General features: G+C 63.4%; 18 protein-coding genes and 2 pseudogenes. 6 read left to right on the top strand and 14 right to left on the bottom strand.

What is annotated here, in order from left to right; all coding sequences use genetic code 11:
• On the bottom strand, positions 1 to 174 hold a 174-nt coding region (locus MKK88_RS14120), incomplete at its 3' end, for a transposase (protein WP_244000709.1).
• A 158-nt stretch (positions 175 to 332) separates the two neighbouring features.
• On the opposite strand from MKK88_RS14120, the gene MKK88_RS14125 reads away from it, so the two are divergent.
• Entirely contained in the window at positions 333 to 788 is a 456-nt protein-coding gene (locus MKK88_RS14125) for a hypothetical protein (protein ID WP_244000681.1), read from the top strand.
• Positions 789 to 1,192: 404 nt separating this feature from the next.
• Here MKK88_RS14125 and MKK88_RS34290 read toward each other — a convergent pair whose 3' ends face one another.
• The gene (locus MKK88_RS34290) at positions 1,193 to 1,537 is read right to left on the bottom strand and encodes a helix-turn-helix domain-containing protein (RefSeq protein ID WP_409566664.1); all 345 of its coding nucleotides are present in this window, start codon (positions 1,535 to 1,537) and stop codon (positions 1,193 to 1,195) included.
• Positions 1,538 to 1,838: 301 nt separating this feature from the next.
• Complete coding sequence (locus MKK88_RS14130; protein WP_244000683.1) at positions 1,839 to 2,126, bottom strand: hypothetical protein; 288 nt, start codon at positions 2,124 to 2,126, stop codon at positions 1,839 to 1,841.
• Between the two features lie 980 nt (positions 2,127 to 3,106).
• Here MKK88_RS14130 and MKK88_RS14135 point away from each other — a divergent pair.
• From MKK88_RS14135 to MKK88_RS14145, 3 genes are all read left to right on the top strand, one after another.
• Positions 3,107 to 3,388 carry a hypothetical protein gene (locus MKK88_RS14135; RefSeq protein WP_244000685.1) on the top strand — a complete coding sequence of 94 codons (282 nt, stop codon included), beginning with the start codon at positions 3,107 to 3,109 and terminating at the stop codon, positions 3,386 to 3,388.
• 141 nt (positions 3,389 to 3,529) lie between these two features.
• Positions 3,530 to 3,691, top strand: coding sequence for a DUF3309 domain-containing protein (locus MKK88_RS14140; RefSeq protein ID WP_091713772.1), 162 nt, complete (start codon positions 3,530 to 3,532; stop codon positions 3,689 to 3,691).
• Between the two features lie 55 nt (positions 3,692 to 3,746).
• Positions 3,747 to 4,061: a hypothetical protein gene (locus MKK88_RS14145; RefSeq protein ID WP_244000687.1), complete on the top strand. Its 315-nt coding sequence runs from the start codon at positions 3,747 to 3,749 to the stop codon at positions 4,059 to 4,061.
• 55 nt (positions 4,062 to 4,116) lie between these two features.
• On the opposite strand, the gene MKK88_RS14150 is transcribed toward MKK88_RS14145, so the two are convergent.
• The 10 genes and pseudogenes from MKK88_RS14150 to MKK88_RS14190 all read right to left on the bottom strand — a co-directional run bounded on the left by MKK88_RS14150 (position 4,117) and on the right by MKK88_RS14190 (position 9,429).
• The gene (locus MKK88_RS14150; protein WP_244000689.1) at positions 4,117 to 4,311 is read right to left on the bottom strand and encodes a hypothetical protein; all 195 of its coding nucleotides are present in this window, start codon (positions 4,309 to 4,311) and stop codon (positions 4,117 to 4,119) included.
• Positions 4,312 to 4,701: 390 nt separating this feature from the next.
• Complete coding sequence (locus MKK88_RS14155; RefSeq protein ID WP_244000691.1) at positions 4,702 to 4,977, bottom strand: hypothetical protein; 276 nt, start codon at positions 4,975 to 4,977, stop codon at positions 4,702 to 4,704.
• A gap of 10 nt (positions 4,978 to 4,987) precedes the next feature.
• On the bottom strand, positions 4,988 to 5,248 hold the full coding sequence (locus MKK88_RS14160) for a hypothetical protein (RefSeq protein ID WP_244000693.1): 261 nt from the start codon (positions 5,246 to 5,248) through the stop codon (positions 4,988 to 4,990).
• Positions 5,245 to 5,844 (bottom strand): hypothetical protein, encoded by a 600-nt coding sequence (locus MKK88_RS14165; RefSeq protein ID WP_244000695.1) that lies wholly within the window; start codon positions 5,842 to 5,844, stop codon positions 5,245 to 5,247. The genes MKK88_RS14160 and MKK88_RS14165 overlap by 4 nt, the downstream gene beginning before the upstream one ends.
• 147 nt (positions 5,845 to 5,991) lie before the next feature.
• Positions 5,992 to 7,428 (bottom strand): annotated as a pseudogene (locus MKK88_RS14170) (YfjI family protein).
• Between the two features lie 169 nt (positions 7,429 to 7,597).
• On the bottom strand, positions 7,598 to 7,954 hold the full coding sequence (locus MKK88_RS14175) for a toprim domain-containing protein (protein WP_244000697.1): 357 nt from the start codon (positions 7,952 to 7,954) through the stop codon (positions 7,598 to 7,600).
• Between the two features lie 28 nt (positions 7,955 to 7,982).
• On the bottom strand, positions 7,983 to 8,339 hold the full coding sequence (locus tag MKK88_RS14180; RefSeq protein WP_244000699.1) for a hypothetical protein: 357 nt from the start codon (positions 8,337 to 8,339) through the stop codon (positions 7,983 to 7,985).
• Between the two features lie 206 nt (positions 8,340 to 8,545).
• The gene (locus tag MKK88_RS14185) at positions 8,546 to 8,878 is read right to left on the bottom strand and encodes a hypothetical protein (RefSeq protein ID WP_244000701.1); all 333 of its coding nucleotides are present in this window, start codon (positions 8,876 to 8,878) and stop codon (positions 8,546 to 8,548) included.
• 54 nt (positions 8,879 to 8,932) lie between these two features.
• Positions 8,933 to 9,067 (bottom strand): hypothetical protein, encoded by a 135-nt coding sequence (locus tag MKK88_RS33835; RefSeq protein ID WP_279602289.1) that lies wholly within the window; start codon positions 9,065 to 9,067, stop codon positions 8,933 to 8,935.
• Positions 9,064 to 9,429, bottom strand: a complete 366-nt coding sequence (locus tag MKK88_RS14190) for a hypothetical protein (RefSeq protein WP_244000703.1) — start codon at positions 9,427 to 9,429, stop codon at positions 9,064 to 9,066. The genes MKK88_RS33835 and MKK88_RS14190 overlap by 4 nt, the downstream gene beginning before the upstream one ends.
• 395 nt (positions 9,430 to 9,824) lie before the next feature.
• Between MKK88_RS14190 and MKK88_RS14195 the strand changes: the two genes are divergently transcribed.
• Positions 9,825 to 10,085, top strand: coding sequence for a pyocin activator PrtN family protein (locus tag MKK88_RS14195; RefSeq protein WP_244000705.1), 261 nt, complete (start codon positions 9,825 to 9,827; stop codon positions 10,083 to 10,085).
• Between the two features lie 591 nt (positions 10,086 to 10,676).
• Here the strand turns inward: MKK88_RS14195 and MKK88_RS14200 are convergent.
• Positions 10,677 to 10,916, bottom strand: coding sequence for a hypothetical protein (locus MKK88_RS14200; protein WP_244000707.1), 240 nt, complete (start codon positions 10,914 to 10,916; stop codon positions 10,677 to 10,679).
• Positions 10,917 to 11,101: 185 nt separating this feature from the next.
• Here MKK88_RS14200 and MKK88_RS14205 point away from each other — a divergent pair.
• Positions 11,102 to 11,239: pseudogene (locus MKK88_RS14205) on the top strand (IS3 family transposase); the annotation flags it as partial.
• Positions 11,240 to 11,256: the final 17 nt, after the last annotated feature.

The following is an 11,256-nucleotide window of genomic DNA, read 5'->3' on the forward strand; positions in this document are numbered from 1 at the left end:
CTTGACCTGATCACCCTTCAAGCCGCCGTACTCGGACCGCCAGCGGTAGTATGTGACCTCGGTCACCTCGATTGACCGGATTGCTTCGGCAACCTTGCGACCCTGCGAGATCAAGACATCGACCTGCCGCAGCTTAGCAACGATCTCTTCAGCCGTATGCTTCTTCCGTCCCATGACGACATCCTCCACATGGCTCAAAGCCATACCTCAGGGAGGACCACTTTTCAGGGAGCAGGCCAGAACGGTCGGCGGCAACTGCGGAGGCCGCCCTTCTTGGCGCCTAAGCACCTTTCATCTTCGCCACAGCCGAGAAATGGAAGGAAGGCGATCCGGTGGCGCCGGGCGGTCGTCCCGGCTTCGCTTTGGTTACACTACACAATCATGGGCGCTCGCCAGCCATCGTGCGCGACTTCTATCACGGCACCATCAGGTGTGTCGGGCTCCCTGAACCTCTTGGTTACCCGCCGCTACACTCCGCCTTGCATAAGGATGAGGTCATCCCTGCGGGGAAGAGTGGCGACCCGTGGCGCTTCGCTGAAGCTGCCTTCCTGCGCGGCGATGATCAGGTGCCCACAGATCCTGATGGCACCTACTGGATCATCGGACAGGTCCGCTATGCTGATGTCTCTGGCTCGCAGTATGTGACCGGTTTCTGTTTCGCGTTGAATTCTTTCAGTGGCAAGTTCTACGGCATGGGTGGATCGCCTTACAATCATCGCCGCCGCCTAACCAAAGAAGAGATCCACCAAGCTGAAATCAGCAACTCGGAACTGCCGATCCGACGATAGAGCCGTACAATCCGTACACCTAAAAAGGGCTAGCAAGTCGGACAACTCGGACATCTGAAAAGGCGCCATATTGGACAACCTGGACACCTGAAAAAGGGCGGCTGTCGCGGGGACTTCTAGAGTTTCCGGAGGTAGTCTCACGCGATGGGATTTCGCAGGGTGAGCGACACCTCAGCCGGGTTTTTAGAAGCCGCTACGCGAGGTGGGCCGGATAGGCGGATCCGCCGATTTTTGTAATGCAGTCTCGCGAGCGCGCCGGCCGGGCGGCACGTTGAGTTTTCGGAGGCAGTAGGTGCGGCCGCGAGAAATGTCGGACATCCCGGCATTAGCCTCAGATCGCTATATTTGGCCCAAGACGGCCGTTAGCAAAAATCTGCTACCTTCGCGAATTCAACTCACGGGCCTCACGGGCCAAATTTGGCGGCTTCCTGGCCCTTCCTGACGGCGGATACCGTTGAGGGCGACACGCCGGCCCGCCGAGCGATCTCCCGATCCGAGAGGCCTTCGGCAAGCAGGGCCTCGACGGCGGCGCGGCGCTCCGCGAATGGACGGTGCGCAGGCTTGCTCGGCTGAGGGGTGCGCCGGTCGGTATGGGCCTTCGCCGCGGGCTGGCGTCGAGCGTTCGGCCGAGACGGGGGAGGGGTCATCATGGCCCCACCTTCATCCGCCGGCGAGGGGGTAGCGATTTGCGACCTCCCTTGAGCGTCCGACAAGTCGGAATCCGATGGGATAACGGATCGTGATGTCATCTCGGGCTCAGACGGCGAGGGGGGGTAACGGTTCGTTAGCCCCTTTGGTCTCGGCGTCGGCCGGCGGCGCTTCTGTCGGCTCGCATAGGATCCTGGCGCGGCTCCCCTCAAGCTCGCGGTCCCACCTCGCCTGCATCGCCAATTGGCGGTGTTGTCCGGCCCTGCACCCCGGCGTCCCACAGTTGCTGTTGCCGTCTTCCCGATAACCCGCACCGCACTCCTCGCAGCGCAGAGGCCACCGGCATCCCCACCAGACCGTGAAGCATTCGGTGCACCCGCCCATGTTGCGCACGGGCGGCTCCTACAACTGCCAGACGGACGCGCCGATCTCGGCGAGGAAGGCTGCGGACGGCTCAATGAAGAAGCTCAGGCACATCACCTCCGGGTCAGCGTGAGACTGCTCATAGTTCCGCGACTCGTAGAGGCCGCCCCCGTCCTTCTCGTCCATCATGTCAATCATCTCGCAACGACGGTCCCACGAGATAACGCCGCGATCGCAGGCGTCCCGGATGAGGGCGACCATGTTCAAGAAGGCAGACCTGAAATCGACGTCCTCATGAAAAACGATCTCCCGGATGATCCTGGGCATGGCGTTTCCTGCGTACTACAACTACCTAGGGTCTAGTAAAAATCTATCCTTCAAATTCAGTTCTAGTACGCTCCCGACTCGTGGTCCGGTTCGGTCGTTTTTCAGTCTTTGATTTTCGATGGATCAAGCGTGCTGCAGCAAATAGGGACGCCAGCCAACTCGCTTCCAGAATGCACACCATGAGAGCGGTGTCGGCTAAAACTTCGTCGAACGAATACCCCTTCATCGCTCCCGCTATACCTGCGCCTACGGCGACAAGCGTCACGACAGGGATGAGCAAGTACCAGTTTAGCAGCGCACCGCAGGCGCCCCCCAGAAGGGCGATCACGAAATATGCCATCCAACGCTTCCCCCCTTCGCCAAGCTTCTTCGAGCGACGAAGTACCAAGACGGTACAACGAGAAGGTGCGTTAAGCGATGCTCTATAAAATGCGACAAAAGCGGCGGTTCGTTACCCGAATGCGGGGATAAAATTTTGCATTCAAACTCGAATGCTATGTCCAAAAATATGCACTCAGATAAAACATCTTGCGATCCAGTACGTTACAGCGCTGACTATCAGACCCCATAGGGCACCAATAACCCCGATCACTATAAATCTACGCGCTGGCATCGCCACGCCTTGAGACACCACGTGTCTATTACCGACCCAGAGCTGAAACTCGGAACTGAATAGTCGGCAGAGCGAGTTGATGGCGCGCAACATCGCGGGTATCCGTACGGGCAAGCCAACCTCCATAACTTCATTCGTGCGTTCAGGCATCTCCAAAAGTTGTAATTGACGGATTTACACAATTTTTGCGGGTATTTCTCCTGCCCTACAATACCTACAAGTTGATGGGCATACCCAGGTTTCGCTGAACACACCGTGCGCTACAGGGTCATCGGCAGACGGCTACGCCCCAATTCTAAACTGTGTTGAGGCACGCGCGCTCGACATGGTGCAGGCTGTCGGGCTCGGGATGCGGGAAATCAGACACATGCAATCTCCTACCGAGATGGTCATCCCGCCCACGCTCATGGTCGAACTCATTGACCTGCTGGGCGATTTCCCTCCCGATCAGAACCGGCGGCAGGCCGAGGTGCTCGGAGTCCGCTTGGCGGACTTGGAGCACAGGGCACGCTCGCAAGGGGCGGCGCCAGAGACCGTGGCGGCGATCCAGGGCGCGCGCGTGCTGCTGGATCTGGCGGAACTGCCACCGCTGCCCGCGGCGAGCGGAACCAAGGAAGCAACCTTTAGGGGTGATGGTAGTGGGGTGTAAGCTCTGCCTTCCCCGCGAACGCAGCAACAGCGCAGGGGCATCCCGGAAATCGTTGCGCCTGAGGCTTGACCATGGTCTGAAGCCTCCGCTCGACGACTTCTCCAGATCGACGAGTTTCAATCCGATCGAGTGGACCCTGGCATGAACCTCGTCACCATCCTCCTGATCGTGCTGATCGTGCTGGCGCTCGGCGGTGGTGGCTACGGCTACTATGGCGGAGGCTACAACGGCATCGGCGGCATCGGCCTGGGGGGTATCCTGATCATCGTACTGATCGTGTTGCTGGTAACCGGACGGCTCTGACGCGTTCGGGTGAAGGCAAAGAGTCAGTCAGATCGATACAAGCGACCTGCCGCCGGTGCTGTCGAAGCTGCTCGCGCCGTGGCTGGAAGCCATCGAAGCATCCGAGATCGGCATGGGGGATCACGTCACGGCGATCGCCGCCCATTCCTTCATGAACTTGCTTCAAAGGATCGAGATGACACCGGTGCTGGAGCGGTCGCTCGTCGATGCGCGTGCAGCGACCGACACGCTGGCGGTGGCTCTAGACCACAAGCGTACCGTGCCGTTGCGGGTCCGCAGAGCGGTGCGTCATGCGATAGCAGCCGCGATCGAAGCCCTGCGCGATGCCACGCCCAACGCAGTCACCAAGGAGCTAGGCTTAGGTTGGTAGCCTACCGGTCGGAACGTCGGCCGACCAAGCTCGTTACCAGCCTAGCTTTGGAGGATCAGACGTGAAGCACATCATCGCCAGAGGGCTGATCGCAGCGGGTCTGCTCGCTACCCCAAGCGTGCCAGCAGTCGCTCAGAGCATCGACATCGGACCGGGCGGTGTGCGGGTCGATCCGCGCTCGCCGCGGGAACGTGAGGCTGACGAGATCCACCGTGAGGAGCGTCGAGAAGAGTTCCGTGAGGAGCGACACGACGCGATCCGACGTGAGGAGCGTCGGCGCGAGTTCGACGAGGATGGTCCGCCCCCGCCGCCGCGCGACCGGTACTGAGATTGATAGACCGGTAGTCGATGGCGGGGTGCGAGCCCCGCCGTTTGTCTGTCTGGGCTTAGGCACGCCACCTCCCGTTCGGTCCTGGCAGCAGGTCGGCCCACGCAGCGCGCAGGAGCGCGGTGCGGGCGTCGGCACGGGTCGGGCTGACGATGGCTACTGCCCCTATCAGGTCGTTCAGGGCCCTCAAACCTCCGGCGCGGTTGGCCTCGATGCCCTTGCGGCGGAGGGCACCCTTGAAGGCCAAGGCAGCTGGGGCGCTCGGTCCATGGCGCTCGATGCCCTGCACGAGGGTGATGATGGAGGCGGCGGTTAGGACCTCGGGGGCGAGCAGGTTGCTAATGCTGCCTCACGGAGGCTGTCAAAGAACTGCTCAAGCTCCAGGTCGTGGTCGTCCCAGGCATTCCCGGCCTTGAGGGCGAACACCTCCATCACGCTGTCCGCGCGGCGAATGATGCACCAAGGGGCGAAGTCGGGTCCGGGCTGAACAGGCCACAGGCCCACCTCAGCAGGCGTCTGGCGGCGGAGGCGATACAGTCGATCAGGGTGCGCCTGGAACCACATGCGGTCGATCTGGGTGGCGTGCATCGTCATCTCCTCAGGCTGCGGGTCGGTTCAGGGCGGCATAGCTCGCCAAGACGTGGCGACGGTCGAGACCGGCGAGGCGGTCGAGGGCGTCGATCGCGGCGGGCAATGAGGTGGGGTCGCTCTCGGCGCGACGCAGGAGATCTGCAAGGTCTGCACCGCGTGGGCCCGTCGAGAGGTGGACGACGGCGCGCAGGCAGCGAAGGCGAGCGCGGCGCTCGGCCTCGTCGAGATCGGGGCGGAACGGGCCCCAGGCGTCACGGGGGGCGATCATCGACCGAACTCCCACCACGGGATGCCTTGGGGCTGTCCGGGCTTCTCGCGATAGGTCAGGTGCCCGAACCGGACCTCGATGGCAGTTATTGCGCGGACCGGGCCGCTGATTGGCAAGACCAGCGCCCCGCAGGCGTCGACACGGACGATGCCTGCCTCAGGATGGATCCCGAACAAGCGAACCGCCGTCCAGCCAAGCGCCTCAGCCTGCACACCGAACGTGTCGATAAAGCTCAAGGCGCGGGCAAGAGTCCTCGGCCACTCGTCGGCACGGTAGCCGGGACAGGGCGCCCGGTCCGCGTTGAGGCCCGTGAGGGCAGAACGCCACTTCGGCAGCCCATCCCCAGAAACTTCCGCAGCAGAAAAATCGATGAACCCCTTTTGTTTCGAGTTACTTAGACGGATTTCCGCAGCTTCCGCAGCCCCGTTCTGGGCGCACGCGCCAGCCCCGCCCCCGGCGCCCTCGGTTCTCGCGTAAGTAATTGATATTATTATAATTTTTTTCTCTTTCTTCTTTATACGCGTGCCCGCGCGGGGTGGGTTGAGCTGGGCTCCCTGCGGAAGCTGCGGAAGCTGCGAAAGTGGGGTTAACCCCATGGTCCACCTCGCGAATTGCTTCCGCGGGCCGCTGCGGAAGTTCCTGCGGAAGTTCCCGCGAGGGCCCATTTACGCTGGCCTGAGCCGCCGCTCGCCGGATCTCCTCCAGCGCCTTGAACGGGTCGAACAGGGGCAAGTCGCCAGCCATCAGGACGCCTCACCCGTCACACGATAGGTCTCGCGGTAGGTCTTGCCGTCGATCTGCTGCTTGCCGGTCGGCTCGATCTGGCCGAACGAGACAAGTGCATCGAGGCGCCGCCGGAGAGTTGCGGCGTCGGTCCGCAGATGGCTGTGCGTGAGCTTCTGGATGAGGCTCGGAGCCGTCAGGTTGCCCGGCTTCACCTTCTTGACCAGCCAATCCGCCAACTCGTTCTGCGCGCGGGTCTCGGGATCAAGGATGGCGTTTCCAGTGAGACGCAGGGCTTCGGTTAGGTAGAACTGGCCGATTGCGCAGGCCGCAGCCATGGTCTCGGCGGTCACGGTGATGTCGAGGCTCTGCGCGGGGCCGCTGGTCCGGCTGGGCCGGGCCGCGTCGGGCTGCTCGAACAGGGTGAGTATCCCGGCGATCCGCGCCACGTTCTCGGCGATCTTACCGGCAGCAGATGACACCGGACGCCACGCCTTACCCGGCGCATTTTCGTCCTCGACCGACTGGCCGAACTGCCGGAACAGGGTCCAGGCATCCGGCGACAGATTCAGCACGGGCGGGGCCAGTTCGTTCCGCGCCCCATCCCGGATCGGCAGGCGCACATTCAGGCAGCGCCGGCACTGATCCTAGAACTTGAGCAGGCGCGCGTCTGCGCTCGGGGTCGTGGCTCGGAACAACCGGGTGCCAATCCGGCTGTCCGGCATCATTACGAGGAAGCGGCCGACGATGCCCTGATCGTTCGCCAGTTCGTCCCCGATGAAGGATGAGGCGACGCGCGGCTGTGCCGCGAGGCTGATGCCGACCCGGCGCCCGACGAAGGTCTGAGCATCCGCCGCCCGCACCCGCTGAGCCGACCCGTTGTCCCACAGCTTAGACAGGCCGGTGACGGTGCGAGTCCGAGCCTCCGGACCCATCCCGTGGCCGCCGAGAAACTGCCCAGCCTCGGACGTGAATATCCCGACGCTGGCACGTCCGATCCGCAGCAGGTTGATGAGCCCTTCGAGGTTCGGTTCCTCGGCCCGGATGATGGGCGTGACCGGCGGCACCGGCTCGCGCAGAGCCAAGAGGCGGCTCTCCCGCTCGGCCCGGTCGATCTTGGTGTCGCGCTCGATCTTCTTCTTCTCGGCCTCGAACGCCGCCCAGGCCGCTTTGAACTGGCGTTCCTCGTCGACAAACTCCAGCCGCAGGCGTGCCTCCTCATCGGCGACGGCGCGCAGGGCGAGAGTATCGCAGGCAGACTTGCGCTCGCCCAACACGGCGATGGCCAACATGAACATGAACATGAACAGGGACAGCGGCACCGGCGGGGGCAAGCTGTCGACCTTCACGTCAGCCAAGCCCTGGCACATCAGCATTGCAGCGGAGAGCACGCTGTGCGCACACAGAGACCGGGGAGCCTGCACATGCTCCTCCAAGGCCTCGATGGCACCGCGCATGAGCGGGGGGAGCGCCTCAATCGGGAACGGCGTCGCCGACTCATCGCGGGTGCGACCTTCAGCTGGTCGCGCTCAATCACAGGGATGCCATTGGGGCCACGCCCTGGCCGGTCATGCACCGGCATGACGGACACGCGGCGGACGCGCGAGAGGGCTTCAGCGACGGTGTTCACCGGCATGTCTCAAGATCCTCCCGCACCGTGTCGTTGAGATCTTTTACGCCTTCGGGCGGCCAGACGACCTCGACGGCCCGCCCGGCATCAAGCCAGCGAGCGGCGACATGCTCGGCTGCGCGGGCGCTGGCTCCGTTGGCGTCGTTCTCGGCCAGCACCACCAGCGTGCGCACGTCAGCCAGCACCGGCAGGGAGGCGATGGCACCCGAGCTGCCGAGCGCCCAGGCCGGCGCGAGCCCGAGGTGCTGACGCGCGGTCAACGTGGTTTCGATCCCTTCGCCGACGACGAGGAAACCACCGCCGCCTTCGATGCGGTCGAACATAATGGCCGTTCCGGCGGCGACGCCGAACATGCGGCGTCCGATCTTGCACGCCTCAGCATCAAGGGCAGTCCGATGAACGCCGCGGACCTCCCCGGTACTCACGGTCGACAAGGTCGGGCGTCGTGGTGACGCCCTTCCCGATCTCCTGCGCCATGCCGATCAGGCCCTGCGCGACGAAGTGCGGGGCAATCAGCACCGCCTCGCCATCGACCTCCACCGTGTGGCAGGCCGCCTTCCAGTGCTTCAGAAGCGCCGCCTTGAGCGCGCGGCGCAGGTAGCGGGGCAGGGCGAGGGCTGCCAGCAGTTCCTCACGGACGTGCCACGGCATGTCGGGGGCATCGTTCGGCCCGCGGAAGAAGCGGACCGTGATGGTGTTGATGGTCGCGGTGTGAAGGGGGAAGGCAGCCGCAATCATCGAGCGGCTCTCCAGCTATCGGCCTGCCCGTAGGCGAGGCCGGCGACAACCGGCGGTACGACGAGACGCATCTGCACAATGTCAACGTCTACCCGGCGAACGGCACGCAGTCGTCCATAATGGCCGAACTGAAGCAGGCTTCGAAGGGTGGGAAGGCGTTCGCTGCCGCAGCCGATCACGGGAAAGCGTGACCTTTGAGGTGCCGTCTAGCTGCGGCAGCGGATCATGGGGCGGCCACTCGTGCCGCCCACAAGCATCCTGTTGCCTTGCGGGACGAGCACGACCGCATCGTTCCACTTATCACCCTCGCTAGTGCACGAAAGGATAAGAGCGTAAGACCCCTTGGAATGGTCAAATTTCGTGATGGAGCACTCGCTTTCGTGGGTGATGTACTTCTTGCCGGCGATTTTTATGTTCGAGTCGCTGGTGTCGGACCCGCAATCGGCCGTCTGCGCCGCCCAAGACCCTTCGAACGGTTCAGCGGCATGAGCGGGCACGCCGGCTAAGATCGAGATGGTGAGGGCGAGGGCGTAGCGCATCCCGGCAAGATGGGCGCAGGAAGCACGGCTGTCGAGATAGGGGCGGTCCTGCTGTCAGTGAGCTGAGCGCTGACGTTCGATCTCGCGCACGCGCTCGGCGCTCTTCTGCGTCGACACGATGGCGTAGGCGCCGGCAACCAAGGCGAAGCCTGGAACGAGGATCAGCAGATACAGGACGCTCAGGGTCACGGCAGCAGGCCCTTCAGGACGCTCTGGGCGATAGAGTGTAGGACGAGACCCACGAAAAACCAAACGAAGCCCAGGATCGCTTGGAGGACGGTAAACCCGGTGACGCCTACGCCCACCAGCGGGGCGATGCCGCCGCCGATGAAAAAGGCTACCGCCGCAGCGTTCACCGTGTTGGCCTTGAGTTTGGTGATCTCGTTATGCGCGACCTTCTCAGGCGATGGTGGCGGTACCGTTGGGCCGCCACCTCCGAACCGCGGATCGCTGGCTGCGTCCCGTGCTACCTGAGCGAACGCCGCCAGCAGCTCGTCATAACTGAGATGGTGATCCTCCGGCTCTTCCCTCGGCTTGGGAGATGCGACCATTCACTTTGCTCCCCGCCAGAACGGCACAGACAGGTTGGCTATTGAGATTTGCCGGTTCTCGCGTCTACAGCCCGCTCATGTCCGACATGCTCGACGCCCTCCTTTAACGCCTCAAGGCGCACCAACGCGCTCTAATCCTGGCTATGGGCGAGCATGACGGCCTGCCAGCACAAAGCGCAATACGTCAGGGTCGCCCAGCTGGAAAACGTCATCGCCGCCGTCGAGGCTGTCGCCGACGGGGAGGCACAACAGGCCCGGCGCGGCGTTCGATAGAAGCTGCCAGCTAGGATAGCCTCGGTCGAACCCGGGAGGCGTGGGTGCCAAGGCAACAGCCAGAGACGCCGAGGCGGCAACGGCGTGTTCCGCCGAGAGAGGCGCTCGGCTCGGAGAACGCCATGAACACCGCCTTCATCCTCATGGCGCAGTACGGCCCGCGTGCCGTGATCCCGGTGGATCTGGTCTGCCGGGACTACTTCAGCCACCTGACGCCGGAGAAGCTGATCCGGAACGTATCGGCCGGCGAGATTGCCCTACCCCTCGTTCGGATTGAGGCCAGCTCGAAGTGTGCGAAGGGGGTCGGCTTGATGGACCTCGCGGCCTACCTCGACCGGCAGATGGAAGCCGCCCGCAAGGAGTGCCGCCAGCTCTGCGGGTAGCTTTGAACGACAACGGCGCAGCAACCCGTGAGGTCACTGCGCCGTTGGATCGGGCCGCCGAGGGGGCGATGACGGCCTTGAGCGGTGAGTACATCCAGCCCAGCTCCCGCGAGGTGCGCCTGAGCACATCCACCGGCCTGTGGCCCGGCGGCTACACGCGTCGGCGACTAGCTGTGAATGGCTGCGAGCGCCCCTGATCGGTCAAGGTTCAGGGGCGAACGTGGGTCGTTCTCCTCGATCCAGCCTCGCCATGTTCGCCAGCCCTCACGCCTTCGTCCACCACCATCGCGAGTGTCTTGCCGTGCTCCTGTCCTCGGCCCTGTTCATGGCCGGCGCGCTCCCGTTATTTTGGGCGATAGGCTGACGCCGCCGGCGGACCCAGGTTTCACCTCGGCCCCCCGTTAGTAGAAGCCATCCGATGACCGGTCAGGCAGCGTCATCCGATGACGGCTTCCGGCGCTTCGATCCCGGCGGCCGAGGTGTCGTGTTCGTCCAAGGCATCGTGCCGTTCGGCCGGCGCGGAATCGACAGGACCTTGCCCTCGGGATCGCCTTTCCGTTCGGGGCGGGGGCCTTGGCATCCGCCATCGCTTCATACCTGGAACTTGCGGCCGTAGATCCATTCCTCCCGGTCGTGATCAGCCCGAACGATCATGTCGCCGATCACACGCTCGGCCTCCGCCTCGTTGAAGAGCGCTGTTCTGAGAAGACGGATTGTGTAAAGCCTAAGGCTCTGACCCTCCTTGAAATCTGGATGCTGGCGCAAGACCCGCAGCATCGCATGCAGCGCCGCCCTGCCAACATCGTCGCGCTTCGGCGTGCCGGTCTCCAAGCGGTCCTGTCGTCGCCTGCCCTCGGTCTCGGCGTGGGCGTCGAGGCTGTACTTCTGCCGCTTCGACATACCCTTGCGGGACTTTCGGGCGGCAGGTGTCCAACCTGGACGTCTCGGGGTTGGCCTGCTCCCTGAAAAGTGGTCCTCCCTGAGGTATGGCTTTGAGCCAGGTGGAGGATGTCGTCATGGGACGGAAGAAGCATACGGCTGAAGAGATAGTTTCTAAGCTGCGGCAGGTCGATGTCGTGATCTCGCAGGGTCGCAAGGTTGCGGAAGCAATCCTGTCAATCGAGGTGCACGGGGTCACATACTACTGTTGGCGGTGCTAGTAGTGCGGCTT

Origin of the sequence: Methylobacterium sp. E-005 (assembly GCF_022829725.1) — a bacterium.
GTDB lineage: Bacteria > Pseudomonadota > Alphaproteobacteria > Rhizobiales > Beijerinckiaceae > Methylobacterium.

Coding starts and splice junctions, on each gene's coding strand:
- MKK88_RS34290 (WP_409566664.1), bottom strand. CDS start 1,537: ATGACATCACGATCCGTTATCCCATCGGATTCCGACTTGTCGGACGCT.
- MKK88_RS14130 (WP_244000683.1), bottom strand. CDS start 2,126: ATGCCCAGGATCATCCGGGAGATCGTTTTTCATGAGGACGTCGATTTC.
- MKK88_RS14165 (WP_244000695.1), bottom strand. CDS start 5,844: ATGGGGTTAACCCCACTTTCGCAGCTTCCGCAGCTTCCGCAGGGAGCC.
- MKK88_RS14160 (WP_244000693.1), bottom strand. CDS start 5,248: ATGATCGCCCCCCGTGACGCCTGGGGCCCGTTCCGCCCCGATCTCGAC.
- MKK88_RS14190 (WP_244000703.1), bottom strand. CDS start 9,429: ATGGTCGCATCTCCCAAGCCGAGGGAAGAGCCGGAGGATCACCATCTC.
- MKK88_RS14140 (WP_091713772.1), top strand. CDS start 3,530: ATGAACCTCGTCACCATCCTCCTGATCGTGCTGATCGTGCTGGCGCTC.
- MKK88_RS14175 (WP_244000697.1), bottom strand. CDS start 7,954: ATGTTCGGCGTCGCCGCCGGAACGGCCATTATGTTCGACCGCATCGAA.
- MKK88_RS14155 (WP_244000691.1), bottom strand. CDS start 4,977: ATGCACGCCACCCAGATCGACCGCATGTGGTTCCAGGCGCACCCTGAT.
- MKK88_RS14185 (WP_244000701.1), bottom strand. CDS start 8,878: ATGCGCTACGCCCTCGCCCTCACCATCTCGATCTTAGCCGGCGTGCCC.
- MKK88_RS14135 (WP_244000685.1), top strand. CDS start 3,107: ATGCAATCTCCTACCGAGATGGTCATCCCGCCCACGCTCATGGTCGAA.
- MKK88_RS14195 (WP_244000705.1), top strand. CDS start 9,825: ATGAACACCGCCTTCATCCTCATGGCGCAGTACGGCCCGCGTGCCGTG.
- MKK88_RS14180 (WP_244000699.1), bottom strand. CDS start 8,339: ATGATTGCGGCTGCCTTCCCCCTTCACACCGCGACCATCAACACCATC.